Below are 20,142 nucleotides of genomic sequence, written 5' to 3'. Positions count from 1 at the left end.
TAACGTTTTTAAAGTGGCTTGTTATTGTAATAATTTACTAAAAGAGCTACAACATAACTGTAACTCTTCATGCCATTAGATTGGTTGTTGGCTTTTAAAAAGGTGTCAAAAGTTTTTTCGAAAACAGGCTCAAGCGGATTTTGATAAGATTGCCAAAACTCCTGAACTTCTTGATAATTTTTTCGGATACCAACATTTACAGTTTCTAGAAGCTGCGTATATTTTTTAGGATTTCGTTTGTAAATCTCAACTAAACAATAGCGCAAGGCAAATGTATATCCGGAATATTTGAAATATAAATCCTCATTGCTTAAAGCAGCAAGTGTGCCTATAAAATTAGCTTCGTTTTCCGCAGCATAACCGAGCTGATGAGCAACTTCATGGCAAGAGGTTGTTGGGAATTTGTATATAGGAATTAATCCATCTACTTGTGCTTCATTAGTAAAAGGATTCAAGTAACCAGAAAATCCCATATAAGTTAATGGTATACTGTAAATGGATTTTTTTAGACTTACAGGTTTATAATATAGATGCGGATAGTTTTTTGAAAGTTTATCATAACCTGATTTAACCTTGTCAAAAATTTCAAATTTTTTGTAGGGTAGAATAATTTTAAGCGTGTCTGAAATACTTAACTCAGTGTGAATTTGGTTTGATTTTTCAATCAACTGTTCAGTAAATGCAATTAATTCTTCAGTTGAATAATCTGCTTTAATATTCAACGATTTATGAAGCGGTTGACGGTAATAATTAAAACCCCAAAGCATATGAAATGAAAAATAGACGATGGATAGCACAGCTGTAATATCCAACAACCAATTTATAGTGTCCTTGTAGCTATTTTTAAAGTTTACAATTAGCCATCTTATAATATAAATTCCTGCAAGCGTATATAGTATGTCACCAACAGAAAACGGTACCCAACCAAAAGAATAACGCATCAATTTTGATAACCAAACATAAATACCATTGCTGTAAAACTGCTCAATGAATTCAGGGAATTGTTTCAGAATATTGATAGCAATAATTTGAATAGCTAAAAAAATAAATAATGCTCCTTTTTTGGTTACTCGCATGTTTCAAAAATAAGTAATTTACTTTAGGGAAAACACAGTTATGCACAAGTTGTTTCAGCATTTTAGTTAGATTCCGAATCAAGCTCAGAATGGTAAATATTACGAAGACTATTTCCTACCTTTGTATTAATATAAAAATACACATATGAGTTCAGAAATAAGAGTCTTAGAACCAAAGAAACTTTGGAATAAATTCGCAGATTTAAATGCCATACCCAGACCTTCAAAAAAAGAAGAACGTGTCATTAAATTCATGAAAGATTTCGGAAAAAATCTTGGATTAGAAACTATTGAAGACGAAGTCGGAAATGTAATCATCCGCAAGCCAGCCACAAAAGGTATGGAGGACAGAAAACCTATAGTGATGCAGAGCCATTTAGATATGGTACACCAAAAAAATAACGATACCGTTTTCGATTTTGATAAACAAGGTATTGAGATGTTTGTTGAAGGTGATTGGGTTAAAGCTAAAGGAACAACTTTAGGTGCAGATAATGGCTTAGGTGTTGCTACAATCATGGCGATTTTAGAAAGTAAAGATATTGCACATCCTTCTCTAGAAGCTTTGTTTACAATTGACGAAGAAACAGGTATGACTGGCGCAATGGGGTTAAAAGGCGGCTTGCTTAAAGGCGAAATTTTACTAAATCTTGATACTGAAGAAGACGATGAAATCGGTGTGGGTTGTGCCGGTGGTGTCGATGTCACGGCAACAAGAACTTATGCTGAAGAAGAAACTCCTGAATTTAAAATTGGATATACGATTACTATAAAAGGATTGCAGGGAGGACATTCAGGGATGCAAATTCATGAAGGCTTAGGTAATGCAAACAAAATAATGAATCGTTTACTTTTTGATGGATTTGAAAATTTTGGATTACGTATATCACAAATTGATGGCGGAAGTTTACGTAACGTTATTCCTCGAGAGAGTAATGCAATTGTTGCTGTAGATGCAGTGCATGAAGAAGCATTTAATTTTGAAATGGCGCAACTTTCAGAAATTATAAAAAACGAGTATAGGACAATGGAGCCAGATTTAGAAATCCTGATTTCTAAAACGATTATTCCAGAAAAAATCATGGAATTAGGGGTTCAAGAAGGTTTGACTAGAGCTATATATGCAGCTTTAAATGGTGTTTATAGAATGAGTGCTGATATTCCAGAATTGGTAGAAACTTCTAATAATATAGCGCGTGTTATTGTAAAAGATGGCCAAATTAAAATTGGCTGTTTGACACGTAGCTCTGTGGAGAGTTCTAAGTATGATTTGGCAAATACGTTACGTGCTACTTTTGAGTTAACAGGTTGTGAGGTTGAATTTTCTGGTGATTACCCAGGTTGGGCACCAAATATGGAGTCTGATATCCTAAAACTTATGGTGCCTATTTATGAGCGCCTCAATAATGGAGAAAAACCACACGTAGCAGCTTGCCACGCAGGTTTAGAATGCGGGATTCTTGGACAGAATTATCCAGAAATGGATATGATTAGTTTTGGACCTAATATTAAAGGCGCGCATTCACCAGACGAGCGAGCTCAAATTTCTTCAGCTCAAAAATATTGGGATTTTGTTTTAGAAATTTTGAAGAATATTCCAGTAAAGAGTTAGGAGAGAAGATCTGATTTAACTTCTAGACTTCAGGATAACTCCAAGTTTAAACCTTTTTTAAAATTGAAAAAAAAAGCAGTTATATAATTTTATACAACTGCTTTTTTTTCAAACTCTATAACGAGTTCAAACCAAAATCTTATTTCTGAATATCTACCATTTCAATAATAAATGCTAAATCTGTATTTGGTTGTACCATTGGTGGGCGACCACTTTCGCCGTACGCCAAATGCGATGGAAAATAAAAGAATGCCTTGTCACCAACACGTAGAGTTGCAAGTGCTTCTTTAAAACCAGCAAACAAAGCCGCATCTGGACTCACTTTCATTGGTGTAGGCGCATACATATTACGCTGTGTTTTCTGAGGATTGAGCATACCGTACTTTTCTTCAACCTCTTTTACATTACTGTCTAAAAGTTTTCCATCTGTAAAATAGCCTTGATAATTGATTAAAGCCATTTGTCCAGTTTTTGGTTTTGCACCATTGCCTTTATTGAGGTAGTGTACCTTTAAACCAGATGGTAATTGCTTTGCTTTTGCAGTATAATTGTCAATTGTTGTTTTAAACTCTGCAGTGGCAGCTGCTGTTTTTTCGTCTTTAATGCGTTGCTCCTCTTCAGCTTTTTTACGCGCTTCTTCTTCTGCTGCTGCAACACGTTCCTTAATCTTTGGTAATTCTTCTGTAAAAACTTTAGGGGCATCAAACTTTTTAGCTTCAGAACCAATACGGATAATATTTACTTCTTTAAGTACAACATCTTCTACAGGTTTGTTGGCAGCCCCAACTTTTACGTTAGAGATGGAGTCTTGTACGTTTAATCCTAATACTAATTCACCGAATACTGCATGACATCCACCACCTGGGAAACGGCCACATTTTTTTAGGGTTCCGTCTGCTTGGTATGCATCCAAGAACTGTGTTGCTTTTTCAGTAATAAAAAATTGAGAACCGTTTGTATTAGGTCCAGAATTTGCCATAGACAAAATTCCTGATTTGCTATGCTTTAGTTCGTTACTAAATTCGTCTTCAAACTTATAACCTGGGTCACCAGAACCAGTTGCAGTTGGGTCACCACCTTGAATCATAAAACCATCCATAACACGGTGAAAGGTTGTACCGTTGTAATATTTTTTGTCTTTATACTCTTCTTTGACCAATGGGTGTTTCCCTTCAGCAAGGGCTACAAAATTAGCGACAGTTACCGGTACTTTATCATAATATAATTTAGCAACCATAGTATCCATGTTAGTTACAAATTCGGCATATAATCCATCTTCTAGGTCGTAACGAGGTTTCTTACAACTAGTTGTAGCTAATAATGCTATGGCGAGTAGTGGAATAAAAATTTTCTTAATCATTGTTTTGGGTTATTGTTTTTAAATTTACGTTGCAAATTAGCGGCACATTAGTGCCAATTTTGTTATTGTCTCCGTAATAGCCAAAGGCTTTTTGAGATGGAAATATAAAAGTAATATCTTCGGAAGCTTTCATGAGTTTTAAACCTTCTCTTAAGCCAGAAAATAATTCTTCTTTATCCATAGTATAAAACTGAGTACCAATTTCATCTTCAGAATAAATCTCTATCCCATTGAGGTCTGAAACGGTATAAGTATATTCTACACGGTCACCAAATTGTGGTGTAACCATATCGTTTTGTGCTCTAGAATTATAGTGATACCAAAAGCCGTTCTCTGAACTCATAAAATCTTTATCAGAAAAACTGGCTATGACTTTTTGTATTTCTTTACGTTCTTTTTTATTAAGTGCTTTGTTACGCTCTACCGATTCTTCAATAAAAGAACCCGATTTTACAACGACAGGAGGACGTGCTTCGGGAGACTTACAGCTTACTGTAAAAATTACCAATATAAAAATTAAAGGTAGGTGACGCATTATGACAGTAGGGTTTTATATTCAGGCAATATAGCAATAAATTTTTCAACAGTTTCTTTTAAGGACATTTCACTTCGTCCGCCAGCAGCATTGGTATGTCCACCACCATTAAAGTGTGCTCTTGAAAATTCGTTTACCGAAAAGTCGCCTTTACTTCGTAGTGAAATTTTAATAATACCTTCATGTATGTTTTCTATGAAAATAGCAGCTAAAACAACATTTTCTATGGATAATGCGTAATTAACCACACCTTCTGTATCTCCTTTTTTAAAGTTGAATTCATCCAATTCTTTTTGAGAAAGCGTTATATAAGCCGTGTTTAGTTCGGGTAAAACCTTTAAATTCTGAAGTGCTTTTCCCAACAGTTGCAGTCTATGATAACTATTAGTGTCATAAACTTGGTTGTGGATTTCCGTATTATCGGCGCCTTTATCAATCAAATCTGCAATAATATGATGTGTACGGCTTGTTGTAGATCTAAACCTGAAAGAACCTGTATCTGTCATAATTCCAACATAAATGCAAGTAGCAATGTCTGGAGTGATTTTGTCAGTATCGTCAAGCATTTCAATAAAGTTGAACACCATCTCACAGGTTGAAGACATACTCACGTCAGAATACATATATTTTGCATAATCATCTGGTGCTTGATGGTGGTCTATCATAATTTTTGTAGCTATTGAGGCTTCTAAGACTTCTGCCATATCATTACCTGTACGGTTTAAGGCATTAAAGTCTAATGTAAAAATAATGTCTGCTTCTGCAATAAGCTTTTTAGAATCAGTTCTTTGCGATTCAAATTTTAAGATTGAATCTTCTCCAGGAATCCATTTCAAGAAATCAGGATAATCATTAGGCGCAATAACCCTAGCCTCATGATTATTGAGTTTTAGGTAATGCATTAAGCCTAGAGTTGAACCAATAGCATCGCCATCTGGGTTTCTATGCGGAACGATTATAATCCTTTTTGGCACGCTTAATAGCGTTTTTACAGCCGAAATATCTTCTTTTTTCATAACGGACCAATATACAATTTAATAATAAATCCTTGAAAGGCTTTAGGCATATTTTAGATTATCTTTGACTGTAAATTATTTAATCATGAAGTTTATATCTAAAGCTATTTTTCTCGCTTTTTTGGTGTTCTATAACTGCGGAACAAAAAAAGAAAATTCAAGACTAAATTCAACAGAAACAGATTATACAATAGCCTTTGGGTCTTGTAACAAGCAAGATGTCAAAAATGAATTATGGGATGATATTTTGAAACAGAATCCTGATTTATGGATATGGGGCGGCGATAATATATACGCAGATACAGATGATATGACTGTTTTAAAAGCCGAATACACCAAGCAACTTAATATCCCAGCATATAAAAAACTAGTGGAAACAACTAAAATTCTAGGTACTTGGGATGATCATGACTATGGCTTAAATGATGGTGGTTTAGAATTTAAAATGAAGAAGGAAAGTCAGCAACAGTTCCTTGATTTTATGGGTGTTGCTCAAAATGATAAAAGAAGAAATAGAGAAGGTGTTTATCACGCTGAGGAAATAAAAATTGCAGAAGGAACTATAAAAGTTATAGTCTTAGATACACGTTATTTTAGATCAGCATTAGTAAAAGATACCGAGAGTAGAAAACGATACAAACCTACAACAGATAATACGTCTACAGTTCTTGGCGAGACCCAATGGCAATGGCTAGAAGATGAGCTTAATAACTCTAAAGGAGATTTTAATATTATCGTTGGTAGTATCCAATTTTTGTCAATGGAGCATGGCTTCGAAACTTGGGGCAACTTTCCTCATGAAGTCGAAAGATTAAAAAATATAATTTCAGATTCTAATGCAAAAGGTGTATTGCTATTGTCTGGTGATAGACATATTTCAGAATTTTCTAAAATTAATGTTGATGGTTTAGATTATCCTTTAATAGATTTTACATCGAGTGGATTGACACACTCTTATTCAAGCTTTACGAGTGAATCGAATAAAAATAGAGTTGGAGAGGTGGTTTCTGTAAAGAGCTATGGTCTTTTAAAATTTAACTTTAAAGACCACAAAATAATTATGGAAATGTATGCTAATGACAATGAGAAAATAAACCAACTGATACAAGAGTATTGATGCTTGTGTATTTTATAAAATAGCGTATTTTTGCACGCGAATTCGCCAAGGGTTTTGGTGAAGCTAAAAAAGAAAAACATGGCAACTAACAGAACATTTACAATGTTAAAGCCAGATGCTGTTGAAAAAGGACACATTGGCGCAATATTAGAAAAAATCAACGCTTCGGGTTTTAGAATCGTAGCAATGAAATTAACGCAAATGACTAAGGCTGATGCTCAGGAATTTTACGCAATTCATAGTGAGCGCCCATTCTTTGGAGAATTAGTAGAGTATATGACTCGTGGACCAATCGTAGCAGCTATCTTAGAAAAAGATAATGCTGTTGAAGATTTTAGAGCATTAATTGGTGCTACTAACCCTGCTGATGCAGCAGAAGGAACTATCCGTAAGATGTTTGCAGATTCTATTAGTGAAAACGCAGTTCATGGAAGTGATAGTGATGATAATGCAGCTATTGAAGGTGCTTTCCATTTCTCAGGTAGAGATATGTTCTAAGCTATTTAGAGTTTATAATATTAAAAAAGAGGTCGTCTAAAAAGTAATTTTTAGGCGATTTTCTTTTTTAGAGCTATTCGATTTTTAATAGCGTTCATATTTTAAGTTAAGATTATAAAGAGCAAGTTTCAAGTTAACTTTACATGGTTAGACGGAACTTTTTAAGGTTATGAGCCATTGCAATAAGCCCTATTTTTACATTTACTTTATCAATTCCTCTTAGCATAAAGCGTTTAAAGTTCATATTTTGCTTGATGTTACCAAAAATAGAAGACATTTCTATTTAAATTATAAAACTATTAACGAATTTGAATTAAACATCTATAATAAAAAGTTAGCGGCATAATCTCTTATCTAATTGTCCAGTTTCTTCTTGCAAGTTCACGATGTATATTATATAAAACACCCTAGCCCATTTCTGAATTTAAATATTATTCTGAAAACTCTGAGTACAGTATTATACTACCGAGGACAATAGTCTAACTAAAAAAAACTAAAGCACTTGCTGTTTTTTAAAGAAACTAATAATGTAGATATATCTTGTTAAAAGCGCAACAAGAAGCGGAAGTAGAGCAAATGCAAATATCTGAACACCAATAATCCAGTGCATGGTCATTAAGCAAAGCATAATAACAGTGAATTTGAGATAGCTTCTAAACCAGTTTTTCACACTGTTTTTATACACTTGAACTAGAGCTAGAAGGTTCAGCGGAAATGCCCAAAGCAGATTATAATTATAACCTGTTGCTATATGGTTAGTACCAAACCACAAAAACAAAAGTAATACACCTGTTATGCCAGTAACACCAAATATGATAAAGTCTAGCCATTTGGTTCTCTTATGCGATTTATAATCTCTATAAGTTATGGATAGAATCATAGCCGATAGTAGACCAATAATCACTATTGGACTTGTTATAAAAACATTTGAAGTATAGCTTTTGTTTTCTCTAGACTTATATATGGTATTTGTACTACTTACAAGTGGTTGTGTATTATTGATTTTAGCGGTTTCAAAATTCTTATAAATGTATTTTGGTAAAAACATTTTTTCCTCAATAGTTATAGTTCTATCTATCAAGGAGCCAAGAGCGATATCTATACCTAAACTTCCCCATGTATTTCGCCCTACTTGCTCATGAATAAGGTTTCTGAAAGTTGTTTCTTCATTACTAGTAGTTGTATAGCTAATGGATTGATTAACTATAATATTAGTAACATCTCTAATCTTTGTAGCACAATTATCATAAAAAAAGTCGTAAAGGTAACGCCTATTTTTAGGCTTATAGTTGTTAATTAGATAGTTATAAAGCTTTTGTTTTTGGGCCGAATTAAGATTTAGTTTTTGCTGCTCTATCGTTCTGTCATAATAACTGTATGTCTGTAATGTTTCTGAAAAGTTTTTTTTTGTAATTAGATAGTTTAATTTTCCTTGTGCAAATTTGAGTATAAAATTAGGCGCTTCAAAATCATAACCACCATAGCCGTAAACGACATCTAGTCCTAAATTTCTATCTTTAATTCTGAAGGCATTATGTCCAAAAGCATCATTAAGGTTTGTACTTGGACTAAAGGTTAGCACCGATACTTCAGCTTGTGGAGAAAGTTGTAATTCTTGTGAGGGACTTATATAAAAAAGAAAAAAAGTAATTAGTAACGATAACTTAAGTTTCATATGTGTCTTTGGAATATTCTATCTAAAAATACTGAAATCTAACTTCACCGAAAAAACATTGGAATATAATGCTGCACTTTGGTCACCAATATCTGTAAATGCATAGTCGATTTCAATACCTTTGTATTTAAATCCTACTCCAAAATTTGGCTGAAAGGTTAAATTTTCAGAATTATCAATTTGTAATTCATTTTGAAAGTTACCAACTCCGGCTCTTAAAAACACTAAGTCTGTATATCCAAATTGAAAGCCTAATGCAGGAGCTATGCTGGCAAATGATGTTGAAATTATATCGTTTGTTTCTGCAAATCGCGCATTGAGATTAAAAGCGGCTAGCAGCGTATAATCATAATGAAAAACCCATTCTTTGGATACCCCGAGTTCTAGTTTAGGTAGCGTTAATTCTGATTTTTCGGGTAAGGTTTGATTTTGCCCATCAATTGCACCACTAATTTTTTCAAATTCATCTTCATCAATCGCCCAAGAGTTGTAAGTTGTAGTTATATCTCTTGCCATGAAACCAAATTTCCAATCGTTATCACCTTCAAACTGAATACCTAGATCGAATCCAAAACCCCATGAGGATGAAAAATCACCAATAACACGACGTATAATTTTGGCATTAATACCATAATTTAAACCATCTATAGGGAGTTCTCTTGCATAGGATAGTGTGATGCCATAGTCTGCGGTAGAAAAGGTGTTTATTCTATCAAAGTTGATATTTCCTTGGTCGTCGATGAGTTGTGTGGTGTCTAAAATATCATCCACACCAAAACGAATCACAGAAATACCTAGTGCACTTTTGTCATCTAATGGCATTGCATATGCAATGTAATTGTAGTTGGCAATATTGGCAAAGTAGCTAGAGTGCATAAGTGCAAGTTCATTATCCTCAAGATTAACCAAACCTGCAGGATTCCAATAGCCAGAATTGACATTGTTTGTATGTGAAGTTATAGCATTGCTCATGCCCAACGCAGCAGCATCTACACCAATATTCATAAACTCATTAGAGTACTTTCTTGATGTTTGCCCAAACGTTGAAAACGCTAAAAACGTTAAAAGAATTACAAAGTAATTTTTCAAGAACAATTTTTTTACAAAGATGCACAATATTTTACTTCTATTAAACTATAAAAGTGTAGAGTTATTGTACACTTTGGAGGTAGAACTCAAATACTTTTATATTTTTACAGAAACTAACCAAGCTAGATGAAACGACATATACCAAACCTTGTTACTGGATTAAATTTACTTTCAGGCTGTGTTGCTATTTTATTCGCAGTACAGGGGCATTATGTTGGTGCCGCTTTATTTGTAGGTATTGGTGTTTTTTTTGACTTTTTTGATGGACTTTTAGCACGAAAGCTCAATGTGCAAAGTAATTTAGGGATTCAGCTAGATTCTTTAGCCGATTTAGTAACAAGCGGTGTTGTGCCAGGTTTAGTAATGTATGGTTTGATTAGTAAAGCTCTAGGGAATCAAGGTATTTTTGTTATTGACGAAGGATGGAACGCCACTGTTAATTGGGTAGGTGTTAAAATTATTCCTATAGCTTTAGTTGGATTTTTAATTACTTTATCCTCTGCTTATCGCTTGGCAAAGTTTAATCTAGATGAAGACCAGCAAAGTTATTTTAAAGGGCTTCCAACACCCGCTAATACATTACTTATACTTTCGATTCCGTTAATATTACACTTTCAATTTTCGATAACGGTTTCAAACTTGTTTAGCAATGTTTGGTTTTTAATTGGTGTTACTTTCTTGAGTAGTTATTTGCTTAATTCTGATATTAAATTATTCGCTTTAAAGTTTAAATCTTGGAGTTTTAAATCCAATATAACGCGTTATCTATTTTTGCTGGCTAGTGTTGTTTTGTTGATTGTATTTCATTTTATCGCTATTCCTATTATTATCATTCTATATATTTTAGTTTCAATATTTACCCAAAAACAAATCTCATAAAGACTTATGGCCGAAGTTATATTTACACTACTCATGCTTGTTATGTTACAAGCTGTATTAGGATTCGATAATTTGCTTTATATTTCTCTAGAGTCTAAAAAAGCGCCCGAAAAAGATAGAAAACGCGTTAGAAAAATAGGAATTCTTATTGCTATAGGCTTACGTATTGTTTTGCTGTTTTTGCTTGTGTCTTTAATCGGCTATTTTCAGAATCCATTTTCCTTTTTAACTGGAAAAATTGAAGATGTTCTAGAGTTTGCATTCAACGGTCACAGTTTAATTGTTTTAGCTGGTGGTGGATTTATTATTTACACAGCCATTAAGGAAATCTGGCATATGATATCTCTAAATGACTTAACAGTAAATGTTGAAGACCAATCTAAAGGTACAAAATCTTCAAATGCTGTTGTAACAAGCATAGTCATTATGAATTTGGTGTTCTCGTTTGACTCTATTTTAGCAGCGATTGGACTTACCAATGAAATTGAAAACTCAACAGTTGCATTTGTAGTCATGGCTATAGCTATTGTTGTTAGTGGTTTACTCATGCTTTTTTTAGCAGACCGTATTTCAGAATTCTTAGCAAAAAACAGAATGTACGAAGTGCTAGGCTTATTTATCCTTTTTATTGTAGGTATTATGCTGGTTACAGAAGGCGGACATTTAGCACATCTCAAAATCTTTGGTAATGAAATTGTACCAATGAGTAAAACGACGTTCTATTTTGTTATTTTAGTTTTAGTTGTTGTAGATATCGTACAAGGTCGTTATCAGAAGAAACTTCTAAAAGAAAACTTAAAAAAATAATAGAATTTAGAAGAGCAAAAATTTACCTTTAAAACTCCAACTTCTTTTTACGAAGTTCAAAGTTTTGACCTAAGTATACTTTGCGTACCATTTCGTCTTCAGCCAGTTCTTCTGGTCTTCCAGCTTTAAGTATACCACCTTCGAACATAAGATAAGTGCGGTCTGTAATTGCTAGTGTTTCTTGTACGTTATGGTCTGTAATTAGAATACCAATATTCTTTTTGGTAAGCTTGGCAATAATACGCTGAATATCTTCAACAGCTACAGGGTCAACGCCAGCAAAAGGCTCATCAAGTAAAATAAAATTTGGGTCAGTGGCTAAAGCGCGAGCTATCTCTGTACGACGACGCTCACCACCAGAGAGTAAATCACCACGATTTTTACGGATGTGCCCAAGACCAAATTCTTCAATGAGCGATTCCATTTTATCGTTTTGCTCTTTTTTACTTAGTTTAGTCATTTGTAGAACACTCAGAATATTATCTTCTATGCTTAGTTTCCTAAAAACTGAAGCTTCTTGAGCCAAATATCCGATTCCGTTTTGAGCACGTTTATACATTGGATATTTGGTAATGTTTTTGTCGTCGAGATATATGGTTCCGCCATTTGGTTTAATAATACCTACAATCATGTAAAATGATGTGGTTTTACCGGCACCATTTGGGCCAAGTAAGCCAACTATTTCTCCTTGATTTACTTCAAGAGAAACATCTTTTACCACTTTACGTCCACTGTAGGACTTCATTAGATTTTCAGCGTGTAATTTCATATAGTATTATCTAGACCTTAGAACGGTAAAAATACAATTTTCGTACGCAACTTATTCGTTTTGGTTTTCAAGAGCTTCCCAATATTCATGAGCACGCCTTAGGTGAGGTATAACAATAGTGCCGCCGATTAAAGTGGCAATGCCTAAAGTTTCGCTGACTTCAGCTTTAGTAACACCTTCTTTATAGCATGTTTCTAAGTGATAGCGTACACAATCGTCACAACGTAGTATAGTAGAGGCTACTAGACCTAAAAGTTCTTTAGTTTTTACATCCAAAGCACCTGGCGCAAAAGCGTTTGTGTCTAAATTAAATATACGTTTAACAATCTTGTTATTATCGGCTAATATCTTATCGTTCATCTTAGAACGATAGTCGTTAAATTCTTTTACTATGTCTGACATGGGTTTGTTTATGCTTTTGCTTTCGCTTTTTGTTCTTTTTTCTTCTGATTCCTTACAACGATGCGCGAAATAAATATACTTACTTGATATAATATTAAAATTGGTACGGCCACAATCACTTGACTTGCAATATCTGGTGGAGTTATTACTGCTGAAATAATTAATACTATGACTAAGGCAAATTTTCTATATTTCTTTAAAATCTGAGGTGTAACTAAACCAACTTTAGTCAAGAAATAAACGATAATTGGTAATTCAAATACTAAACCTGCAGCTAATGAAGAAGATTTTACAACAGCTATTACAGAGTTTAAATCAAAATCATTAACTACTAAGTTACTTATACTATAATTTGCTAAAAAGTTAAATGATAGAGGTGTGATGACATAATATCCAAATAAAACACCTGTAAAGAATAGAAGAGAAGCAATAATAATAAATCCTCTTGAGTTTTTACGTTCCTTTTCTTTTAAACCAGGGCTAATAAATCTCCAGAGTTGATATAAAACGTATGGAAATGCAATAATAAAACCTGCGTATATTGAGGTCCAGATATGTGTAGAAAACTGCCCTGCAACTAGACGATTTTGCAAATCGAAAGGAAACCTATCTGCACAAAATGTAGTATTAGTAATTCCAATAAGTTGTGACATTTCACATAGCCACTGATAGGTAGGGAAAGTCATTTCAGTTGGCCCAAAAATGATAATGCCAAATAAAATCTTAGGAAAACAGAACGCTACTATTCCTGCTATTAATATAGCAATTGTACTCCTTATTAAATGCCATCTTAAATCTTCAAGATGGTCTAGAAATGACATTTCGTCTACATTTTTATTTGCCATTATAAAATGCCTTCTTTTATTAAATCATGTAAATGTACCACTCCAGCATATTTACCTTCATTTTCAACTAAAAGTTGAGAAATTCCAAATTCTTCCATGGCTTCTTTAGCATCAACGGCCATCGCATCTTCAGCAATGCGTTTAGGATGGCGACCCATAATATCCTTCGCCGTAAGATTAGATATATCATCACTCTTACTTAGCATTCGTCTTAAATCACCATCAGTTATAATTCCAACGATTTTAGAGTTTTCGGTAACTGCGGTTACGCCCAGCATCTTTTCAGAAATCTCAATAATTACTTCTTTCAACGTGGCATCTAGGGTTACTTCAGGTTTTTGATTTACAGATGATAAATCATTAACTCTGAGATATAAGCGTTTCCCTAATGCGCCGCCAGGATGGTACTTGGCAAAATCTTTACTCGAAAACCCTCGAAGTTTCAAAAGTGAAACTGCTAATGCATCGCCCATTACCAATTGTGCGGTTGTACTTGTGGTTGGTGCGAGATTATTTGGGCAAGCTTCTTGCTCTACGTATGCATTCAGAATATAATCTGCATTTTGTCCTAAAAAAGAATCTTTATTACCTGTAATGGCAATCATTTTGTTTTTGGCATTCTTAATAAGTGGTACTAAAACTTTAATTTCTGGCGTGTTTCCACTCTTGGATATACAAATTACGACGTCGTCTTCAAGAATTAATCCCAAATCACCATGAATAGCATCTGCCGCATGCATAAAAATTGCAGGTGTTCCTGTAGAATTTAAAGTCGCTACAATCTTGTTGGCTATGATGGCACTTTTTCCAATTCCGGTAATAATCACACGCCCTTTGGAGTTGTAAATCAGTTCAATGGCTAGAGCAAAGTCATCGGTTAATAAGTTAACAAGATTAGCAATGGCTTTACTTTCCATCGTGATTGTTGACTTTGCAATGTCGAGAATATTGGCTTTTGTGTTCAAAACAGAAACGTACTTTTATAAATGGTTTATTTATTAAGATTTTTATTATCTTTAAACTTCACGCAAAGGTAAATTAAAATTAGGAATAGGTATTAATGAGAGTTGCACAAATTGACTTGCACGCAGAACTAAAAAAATACTTCGGATTTTCAGAATTCAAAGGGCTGCAAGAAGACGTTATAGAAAATGTAGTTGCGGGTAATAATACGTTTGTCATTATGCCAACTGGTGGAGGCAAATCGCTTTGCTACCAGTTGCCAGCATTGATAAAAGAAGGTACGGCTATAGTGGTATCGCCTTTAATTGCTTTGATGAAAAATCAAGTTGATTCTATCAGAAGTGTCTCTGATAATGATGGCGTTGCACATGTTTTAAATTCTTCATTAAACAAAACTGAAGTCAAACGCGTCAAAGAAGATATCCGGAATGGAATTACAAAACTGCTTTATGTCGCTCCAGAATCGTTGACTAAAGAAGAGAATGTTGAGTTTTTAAGGTCCGTCACCATATCCTTTATGGCTGTCGATGAAGCTCATTGTATAAGTGAGTGGGGTCATGATTTTAGGCCAGAATACAGAAATTTAAGACACATTATAAAACGCATTGGTGATAATATTCCAATAGTTGGTCTTACGGCGACTGCTACAGAAAAGGTGCAAGAAGATATTCTGAAGAGTTTAGGAATTCCTAGTGCAGTAAAATTTAAAGCTTCTTTTAATAGACCTAACTTATATTACGAAATACGTCCTAAAACCAAAAATGTTGATGCAGATATTATCCGCTTTGTAAAACAGAACGAAGGAAAATCTGGGATTATATATTGCCTAAGTCGTAAGCGTGTTGAAGAACTAGCCCAAGTACTTCAGGTTAATGGCATAAAAGCCGTTCCATATCATGCAGGATTAGATGCTAAGACTCGTGTAAAACATCAAGATATGTTTTTGATGGAAGATACTGATGTTGTTGTGGCAACTATAGCTTTTGGTATGGGAATCGATAAGCCAGATGTACGTTTCGTAGTACACCACGATATCCCAAAAAGTATAGAGAGTTACTACCAAGAAACTGGTCGTGCTGGTCGGGATGGAGGAGAAGGCCACTGTTTAGCCTATTATGCTTATAAAGATATCGAAAAGCTCGAAAAATTTATGTCAGGTAAACCTGTCGCCGAGCAAGAAATTGGGCATGCATTGTTGCAAGAAGTCGTAGCATTTTGTGAGACGTCTGTATCTAGACGAAAATTCATTTTACACTATTTTGGTGAAGAGTTTGATAACGACACTGGTGGAGGTGGAGATATGGATGATAATGTGCGTCACCCAAAACCACAAAAAGAGGCAAAAGATGATGTTAAAATCGTTTTGGATATCTTACAGAAAACCAATCAAAAGTATAAGGCAAAGGATTTAGTACAAGTCATTGTTGGAAAATCTAATGCTTTGATTTCTTCTCACAAGACAGACCAACAAACATTTTTTGGAGCAGGTAAAGCTAAAGATGCGCGTCACTGGATGGCATTGATAAGACAGATTTTGGTTGCAAAGCTTTTAAAAAAAGATATCGAAACTTATGGTGTTTTACGAATTACCGAGGCTGGAGAAGATTTTATAAAGACTCCTACATCATTTATGATGGCCGAAGACCATGTGTTTGATGAAGCTACCGACAACAGTATCATTACCAACGCTAAATCTGGCGGTGGAGGTGTTGCAGACGATAAGCTTATGAAAATGCTTAAGGATTTACGAAAATCTAATGCAAAACATCTGGGAGTGCCACCATTTGTGATTTTTCAAGACCCATCCTTAGAGGATATGGCTCTTAAATATCCAATAAGTATCGAAGAATTATCTAATGTTCATGGTGTCGGCGAAAGTAAGGCGAAAAAATATGGTCCTGATTTTGTTGCACTCATCAAGGATTATGTAGATGAAAATGATATAGTACGACCAGATGATATGGTTGTAAAATCTACGGGAAGCAATTCGGCGAACAAACTTTATATTATTCAAAATGTGGATAGAAAACTGCCGCTATCTGATATTGCTTCTTCAAAAGGTATGGAACTTCCTGATTTGATAAAAGAAATGGAAGCTATTGTCTATTCAGGTACCAAATTAAATATTAGTTATTGGGTAGATGAGATTTTAGATGAAGATCAACAGGAAGAAATCCACGAGTACTTCATGGAATCCGAAACCGATAAAATAGACGTTGCCATTGACGAATTTGATGGTGATTATGATGACGAGGAATTACGTCTGTATCGTATTAAGTTTATTAGTGAGGTGGCAAATTAATTTTACTATGGAGTTCTCAGTTAATAGTTAGAAGTATTCAGTTTCAGTAGAAAGTAAGTTTTAGTTTTAAAAAAGAAAAGGTCTGAGATTAGATATCGCAGAGCCATCCATAGAATTAATAGCTAAATTGAATCACTTTTTTATCAATTGTTTAGTTACTGATCATACTCCAATAATTAGGATAGTAAGTTAAGTTCAAAAAAAGAGCCTTAAATTTACTGATATAACACGAAGAAAATTCACCTCAAGATCTAAAACGAAAGTCGTTTTAGAAGCTCTAAAAGAACGCCAAATACTAAAGAAATATCACAACACTTTGAGATAAGTGTACAACAGGTTAACTTATATATTGGTCTGTATCTAATACAATGGAAACAGGCTGGTTGGTGTACTCTAACACTACAAGAAGCTATAAATCAATATGGCACACGAGAAATTATCAATACCGATCAAGGAAGTCAATACACCTCTGAAGTGTTTACCAAAACAGTATTGTCTAACATAAAGCTGAGTATGGATGGCAAGGTAAGAGCTATTGATAATGTGTTTATAGAAAGACTTTGGCGCAGGGTCAAGTATGAAAGTATCTATCTTAATCCACCTAATACTGGATTAGATTTATACCATCAAATCAACAACTACTTTTCATTCTATTAAACTCGCATTAATATAACTTTAATTTTACGCAGCATATTTAATACTTTCATGCTGAAAAGTTGTACTTCATTATTAGATTTATACTTTGCATAAATTTGTCCATCTTGTCGCTTTGTAATACCAACTTCTGGCTTTACTGAGGTATAAAATTCAGGTAGTTCTAATGTGTAGAAGGATTGTCCGTCATAACGCTGAATAATTGTTTTATAATAAGTGTGTTGTTTACATTTAAATTTGTGCCAGCAATCCAGAGCCACCGTAAGTCATCAAAAAAATTTAGCTTACTTCGTAAACATCAAAGCCATCTATGATATCTAGGCTTTTAAAATTGTAAGTATGATTGTTTAAAGTTTTCTGAGCGTTTATGCTTTCACTATTTATAAAAGCTATCAAAAAGGCAAAAGTATAAATAGAAATCGTTTCATTAATTTAGAATAAAGCTAAAATTTAGTTTTATAAATTTAACCAAATAGTTTGTATTGATTTAGTTGGCTATTCGTACATGTTCACTCTTCTTCCTCATCACCAACACCATCATGCTTCGTAAACAAAATATCTTGTTTTTTAGTTTTTAATTGAATACTGGTGATTCTACTGTTTTTAAGTATTTCGATATCAGATTCTTCAATTTGAAAGTCAATTTTTGTGATATGCCTAGAAGGAATATTTGAAGGATCAGACTCAAACTCTGGCGTATCAGATTTTATTTCTAATTCAGTATCAACTCCTTTCATAATTAGAGTTGCACCATCTATAGTTTTTACTTTTAATTTCCCTACAACAACCGTTTGAAAAAAGTAATAACCGCCGAGTTCATTTAAACCTGCATAGAGTACATTTTCTTCAGAAATCCCAAACGGTGTATTTTCAACATCTTTTATAATAGTTTCAATACTGTCTAAGGCATTGATTTTTTTCTTTTTGAAAAATGAAAATCCCATGAATATTAGTTTTTAGCAAAACTAATATTATTTTCCACTTTAGAGAACAGATAAACTTTACACGTTCAACTTTTTACTTGTAACTTAAAGCATTATCTTTGCAGCCTTAAATAAAATACAGAACAATGCAAGACGGATTATACGCAAAATTTAATACAACAAAAGGTGAGATTTTAGTGAACCTAGAATTCAAAAAAACACCAGGAACTGTTGGTAATTTCGTGGCTTTGGCCGAAGGAAATTTAGAAAATTCCGCTAAACCTCAAGGAAAACCTTATTACGACGGATTAAAATTCCATAGAGTAATTCCTGATTTTATGATTCAAGGTGGTTGTCCACAAGGTACAGGAACAGGAAACCCAGGTTATAAATTTGATGACGAAATTCATCCAGAATTAAAACATGATAAGCCAGGAATTTTGTCAATGGCAAATGCAGGTCCTGGAACAAACGGAAGTCAGTTTTTTATAACTCATATTGCTACAGATTGGTTAGATGGTAAGCACACTGTTTTTGGTCATGTAGTAGAAGGACAAGATATTGTTGATGCTGTTGCTCAAGGAGATGTTATTGAAAGTTTAGAAATTGTAAGAATAGGTGATGCTTCTGAAAAATTTAACGCTGTAGAAGCTTTTAGAACTTTTGAAGGTGCTAGAGAAGAACGTATAGCAGCTGAGCGCGAAGCTAAAAGAACTGAGTTAGATAAATTAGCAGCAGGTTTTGAAGAAACAGCTTCAGGTTTGCGTTACCAAATCCTTCAAAAAGGAGATGGACAAAAAGCAGAAAAAGGAAATATGGTTTCTGTACACTATAAGGGGCAATTAGCAGACGGAACTGTCTTTGATTCGTCATATAAGAGAAATGCGCCTTTAGACTTTCAGGTTGGTGTAGGACAAGTTATTGCTGGTTGGGACGAAGGTATCTGTTTATTGAATGTAGGCGATAAAGCACGTTTGGTAATACCTAGTGATTTAGGTTACGGAAGTGCTGGTGCCGGTGGTGTCATTCCACCAGATGCAACATTAGTTTTTGATGTTGAATTGATGGATATTAAATAAAATATTATCACAGATAAATTAAATCGTTCTAGCCTCACTAGAACGATTTTTTTTTATACTTTATCCTAGATTTAGTCAATAAAGCTTAAATTTTAGATACTTTGTATCATGTTGTAATCCATTAATTATATGATAAGTGTAAAGGATTCTATTTTTTATAAATACGTATTGAAAGAATTTACCTACGACTTTGCTACAGTTTTTGTTTTTGATGGTATTGTGATATCTGAAATAAATAGTGGTGTTTCATTTTCCTGAGAAAATCATGTAAAAATTGTTGTCAGTGATGTTACTAATTTTCTTGAAACAGATGGTGATGATTTAATCTATATCTCAAATAGGAGTAATTCTTATGACGTGAAACCTAATGAATGGCTCACATTTTTTACTAATAGTTATAAGCTTCAGGGTTATGGAGTTGTAGCCTATACCGATGGAAGTATTCTTAACACAGTCATTGAAAGTCTGTTTTTTAATAAAAAAATTCAACGATTCAATAGCCTCGAAGCTGCCGTGTAATGGGCAAGAGAAAAATTTTTAC

At 33.9% G+C, this 20,142-nt stretch carries 21 protein-coding genes and 1 pseudogene; 9 read left to right on the top strand and 13 right to left on the bottom strand.

The genetic code is table 11. The features are described from left to right. Positions 1-8 precede the first annotated feature (8 nt). Entirely contained in the window at positions 9-1,076 is a 1,068-nt protein-coding gene (locus tag HKP48_RS01835; protein WP_296342218.1) for a DUF3810 domain-containing protein, read from the bottom strand. A gap of 145 nt (positions 1,077-1,221) precedes the next feature. Here HKP48_RS01835 and HKP48_RS01830 point away from each other — a divergent pair, with 145 nt between their 5' ends. After that, positions 1,222-2,688 carry an aminoacyl-histidine dipeptidase gene (locus HKP48_RS01830; RefSeq protein WP_296342215.1) on the top strand — a complete coding sequence of 489 codons (1,467 nt, stop codon included), beginning with the start codon at positions 1,222-1,224 and terminating at the stop codon, positions 2,686-2,688. A gap of 139 nt (positions 2,689-2,827) precedes the next feature. Here HKP48_RS01830 and HKP48_RS01825 read toward each other — a convergent pair whose 3' ends face one another. From HKP48_RS01825 to HKP48_RS01815, 3 genes are read right to left on the bottom strand one after another with little or no spacing between them, the layout of a single operon-like run. Then, entirely contained in the window at positions 2,828-4,048 is a 1,221-nt protein-coding gene (locus HKP48_RS01825) for a peptidylprolyl isomerase (protein WP_296342213.1), read from the bottom strand. Then, the gene (gene gldI / locus HKP48_RS01820; protein WP_296342211.1) at positions 4,041-4,583 is read right to left on the bottom strand and encodes a gliding motility-associated peptidyl-prolyl isomerase GldI; all 543 of its coding nucleotides are present in this window, start codon (positions 4,581-4,583) and stop codon (positions 4,041-4,043) included. The genes HKP48_RS01825 and gldI overlap by 8 nt, the downstream gene beginning before the upstream one ends. After that, complete coding sequence (locus HKP48_RS01815) at positions 4,583-5,599, bottom strand: bifunctional oligoribonuclease/PAP phosphatase NrnA (RefSeq protein WP_296342210.1); 1,017 nt, start codon at positions 5,597-5,599, stop codon at positions 4,583-4,585. Before HKP48_RS01815 ends, gldI begins: the two co-directional genes overlap by 1 nt. A gap of 85 nt (positions 5,600-5,684) precedes the next feature. Here HKP48_RS01815 and HKP48_RS01810 point away from each other — a divergent pair, with 85 nt between their 5' ends. Together HKP48_RS01810 and HKP48_RS01805 are read left to right on the top strand one after the other, a co-directional pair. Then, the gene (locus HKP48_RS01810; protein ID WP_296342207.1) at positions 5,685-6,716 is read left to right on the top strand and encodes an alkaline phosphatase D family protein; all 1,032 of its coding nucleotides are present in this window, start codon (positions 5,685-5,687) and stop codon (positions 6,714-6,716) included. Positions 6,717-6,794: 78 nt separating this feature from the next. After that, positions 6,795-7,214 carry a nucleoside-diphosphate kinase gene (locus HKP48_RS01805; protein ID WP_296342206.1) on the top strand — a complete coding sequence of 140 codons (420 nt, stop codon included), beginning with the start codon at positions 6,795-6,797 and terminating at the stop codon, positions 7,212-7,214. A 139-nt stretch (positions 7,215-7,353) separates the two neighbouring features. Here the strand turns inward: HKP48_RS01805 and HKP48_RS01800 are convergent, their stop codons facing one another. The 3 genes from HKP48_RS01800 to HKP48_RS01790 all read right to left on the bottom strand — a co-directional run bounded on the left by HKP48_RS01800 (position 7,354) and on the right by HKP48_RS01790 (position 9,978). Continuing rightward, positions 7,354-7,491, bottom strand: a complete 138-nt coding sequence (locus tag HKP48_RS01800) for a transposase (RefSeq protein ID WP_296342203.1) — start codon at positions 7,489-7,491, stop codon at positions 7,354-7,356. 216 nt (positions 7,492-7,707) lie between these two features. Further along, the gene (locus tag HKP48_RS01795) at positions 7,708-8,889 is read right to left on the bottom strand and encodes a DUF4105 domain-containing protein (RefSeq protein ID WP_296342202.1); all 1,182 of its coding nucleotides are present in this window, start codon (positions 8,887-8,889) and stop codon (positions 7,708-7,710) included. A gap of 18 nt (positions 8,890-8,907) precedes the next feature. After that, on the bottom strand, positions 8,908-9,978 hold the full coding sequence (locus tag HKP48_RS01790) for a PorV/PorQ family protein (RefSeq protein WP_296342201.1): 1,071 nt from the start codon (positions 9,976-9,978) through the stop codon (positions 8,908-8,910). A gap of 126 nt (positions 9,979-10,104) precedes the next feature. Here HKP48_RS01790 and HKP48_RS01785 point away from each other — a divergent pair, with 126 nt between their 5' ends. Beyond that, on the top strand, positions 10,105-10,857 hold the full coding sequence (locus HKP48_RS01785) for a CDP-alcohol phosphatidyltransferase family protein (RefSeq protein ID WP_296342199.1): 753 nt from the start codon (positions 10,105-10,107) through the stop codon (positions 10,855-10,857). Between the two features lie 6 nt (positions 10,858-10,863). Then, positions 10,864-11,664 (top strand): tellurium resistance protein TerC, encoded by an 801-nt coding sequence (locus HKP48_RS01780; RefSeq protein WP_296342197.1) that lies wholly within the window; start codon positions 10,864-10,866, stop codon positions 11,662-11,664. Between the two features lie 28 nt (positions 11,665-11,692). Here HKP48_RS01780 and lptB read toward each other — a convergent pair whose 3' ends face one another. Genes lptB through HKP48_RS01760 form a run of 4 tightly spaced genes read right to left on the bottom strand, consistent with a single transcriptional unit; the run spans position 11,693 to position 14,645 of the window. After that, a complete protein-coding gene (gene lptB / locus HKP48_RS01775; RefSeq protein WP_296342195.1) occupies positions 11,693-12,433 on the bottom strand; it encodes an LPS export ABC transporter ATP-binding protein in 741 nt (246 codons plus the stop codon). Between the two features lie 51 nt (positions 12,434-12,484). Beyond that, a complete protein-coding gene (locus tag HKP48_RS01770; protein WP_296342194.1) occupies positions 12,485-12,835 on the bottom strand; it encodes a carboxymuconolactone decarboxylase family protein in 351 nt (116 codons plus the stop codon). Between the two features lie 8 nt (positions 12,836-12,843). Continuing rightward, positions 12,844-13,680 (bottom strand): twin-arginine translocase subunit TatC, encoded by an 837-nt coding sequence (gene tatC, locus HKP48_RS01765; protein ID WP_296342192.1) that lies wholly within the window; start codon positions 13,678-13,680, stop codon positions 12,844-12,846. Next, on the bottom strand, positions 13,680-14,645 hold the full coding sequence (locus tag HKP48_RS01760) for a KpsF/GutQ family sugar-phosphate isomerase (RefSeq protein WP_296342189.1): 966 nt from the start codon (positions 14,643-14,645) through the stop codon (positions 13,680-13,682). Before HKP48_RS01760 ends, tatC begins: the two co-directional genes overlap by 1 nt. A gap of 95 nt (positions 14,646-14,740) precedes the next feature. Between HKP48_RS01760 and HKP48_RS01755 the strand changes: the two genes are divergently transcribed. Both HKP48_RS01755 and HKP48_RS01750 read left to right on the top strand, forming a co-directional pair. After that, positions 14,741-16,945 carry an ATP-dependent DNA helicase RecQ gene (locus tag HKP48_RS01755; protein WP_296342187.1) on the top strand — a complete coding sequence of 735 codons (2,205 nt, stop codon included), beginning with the start codon at positions 14,741-14,743 and terminating at the stop codon, positions 16,943-16,945. Between the two features lie 399 nt (positions 16,946-17,344). After that, a pseudogene (locus HKP48_RS01750) lies at positions 17,345-17,539 on the top strand (IS3 family transposase); the annotation flags it as partial. A gap of 59 nt (positions 17,540-17,598) precedes the next feature. On the opposite strand, the gene HKP48_RS01745 reads toward HKP48_RS01750, so the two are convergent. Both HKP48_RS01745 and HKP48_RS01740 read right to left on the bottom strand, forming a co-directional pair. Next, the gene (locus HKP48_RS01745) at positions 17,599-17,859 is read right to left on the bottom strand and encodes a hypothetical protein (protein ID WP_296342185.1); all 261 of its coding nucleotides are present in this window, start codon (positions 17,857-17,859) and stop codon (positions 17,599-17,601) included. A gap of 249 nt (positions 17,860-18,108) precedes the next feature. After that, positions 18,109-18,543, bottom strand: coding sequence for a hypothetical protein (locus HKP48_RS01740; RefSeq protein WP_296342183.1), 435 nt, complete (start codon positions 18,541-18,543; stop codon positions 18,109-18,111). Between the two features lie 125 nt (positions 18,544-18,668). Between HKP48_RS01740 and HKP48_RS01735 the strand changes: the two genes are divergently transcribed. Together HKP48_RS01735 and HKP48_RS01730 are read left to right on the top strand one after the other, a co-directional pair. Then, entirely contained in the window at positions 18,669-19,601 is a 933-nt protein-coding gene (locus tag HKP48_RS01735) for a peptidylprolyl isomerase (RefSeq protein WP_296342181.1), read from the top strand. A gap of 357 nt (positions 19,602-19,958) precedes the next feature. Continuing rightward, positions 19,959-20,120, top strand: a complete 162-nt coding sequence (locus HKP48_RS01730; protein ID WP_296342179.1) for a hypothetical protein — start codon at positions 19,959-19,961, stop codon at positions 20,118-20,120. The last annotated feature ends 22 nt before the right edge of the window (positions 20,121-20,142 follow it).

Origin of the sequence: Winogradskyella sp., from assembly GCF_013042245.1 — a bacterium.
GTDB lineage: Bacteria > Bacteroidota > Bacteroidia > Flavobacteriales > Flavobacteriaceae > Winogradskyella.
Note: the sequence above shows the minus strand (reverse complement) of the source record. Positions and strands in the feature narration are given on the sequence as shown.

Excerpts from the sequence above, each read along its gene's own strand:
- HKP48_RS01785 (WP_296342199.1), top strand. The coding sequence starts at position 10,105 with ATGAAACGACATATACCAAACCTTGTTACTGGATTAAATTTACTTTCA.
- HKP48_RS01825 (WP_296342213.1), bottom strand. The coding sequence starts at position 4,048 with ATGATTAAGAAAATTTTTATTCCACTACTCGCCATAGCATTATTAGCT.
- HKP48_RS01795 (WP_296342202.1), bottom strand. The coding sequence starts at position 8,889 with ATGAAACTTAAGTTATCGTTACTAATTACTTTTTTTCTTTTTTATATA.
- HKP48_RS01800 (WP_296342203.1), bottom strand. The coding sequence starts at position 7,491 with ATGTCTTCTATTTTTGGTAACATCAAGCAAAATATGAACTTTAAACGC.
- HKP48_RS01835 (WP_296342218.1), bottom strand. The coding sequence starts at position 1,076 with ATGCGAGTAACCAAAAAAGGAGCATTATTTATTTTTTTAGCTATTCAA.
- HKP48_RS01780 (WP_296342197.1), top strand. The coding sequence starts at position 10,864 with ATGGCCGAAGTTATATTTACACTACTCATGCTTGTTATGTTACAAGCT.
- lptB (WP_296342195.1), bottom strand. The coding sequence starts at position 12,433 with ATGAAATTACACGCTGAAAATCTAATGAAGTCCTACAGTGGACGTAAA.
- HKP48_RS01805 (WP_296342206.1), top strand. The coding sequence starts at position 6,795 with ATGGCAACTAACAGAACATTTACAATGTTAAAGCCAGATGCTGTTGAA.
- HKP48_RS01770 (WP_296342194.1), bottom strand. The coding sequence starts at position 12,835 with ATGTCAGACATAGTAAAAGAATTTAACGACTATCGTTCTAAGATGAAC.
- tatC (WP_296342192.1), bottom strand. The coding sequence starts at position 13,680 with ATGGCAAATAAAAATGTAGACGAAATGTCATTTCTAGACCATCTTGAA.
- gldI (WP_296342211.1), bottom strand. The coding sequence starts at position 4,583 with ATGCGTCACCTACCTTTAATTTTTATATTGGTAATTTTTACAGTAAGC.
- HKP48_RS01810 (WP_296342207.1), top strand. The coding sequence starts at position 5,685 with ATGAAGTTTATATCTAAAGCTATTTTTCTCGCTTTTTTGGTGTTCTAT.
- HKP48_RS01830 (WP_296342215.1), top strand. The coding sequence starts at position 1,222 with ATGAGTTCAGAAATAAGAGTCTTAGAACCAAAGAAACTTTGGAATAAA.
- HKP48_RS01740 (WP_296342183.1), bottom strand. The coding sequence starts at position 18,543 with ATGGGATTTTCATTTTTCAAAAAGAAAAAAATCAATGCCTTAGACAGT.
- HKP48_RS01815 (WP_296342210.1), bottom strand. The coding sequence starts at position 5,599 with ATGAAAAAAGAAGATATTTCGGCTGTAAAAACGCTATTAAGCGTGCCA.
- HKP48_RS01735 (WP_296342181.1), top strand. The coding sequence starts at position 18,669 with ATGCAAGACGGATTATACGCAAAATTTAATACAACAAAAGGTGAGATT.
- HKP48_RS01755 (WP_296342187.1), top strand. The coding sequence starts at position 14,741 with ATGAGAGTTGCACAAATTGACTTGCACGCAGAACTAAAAAAATACTTC.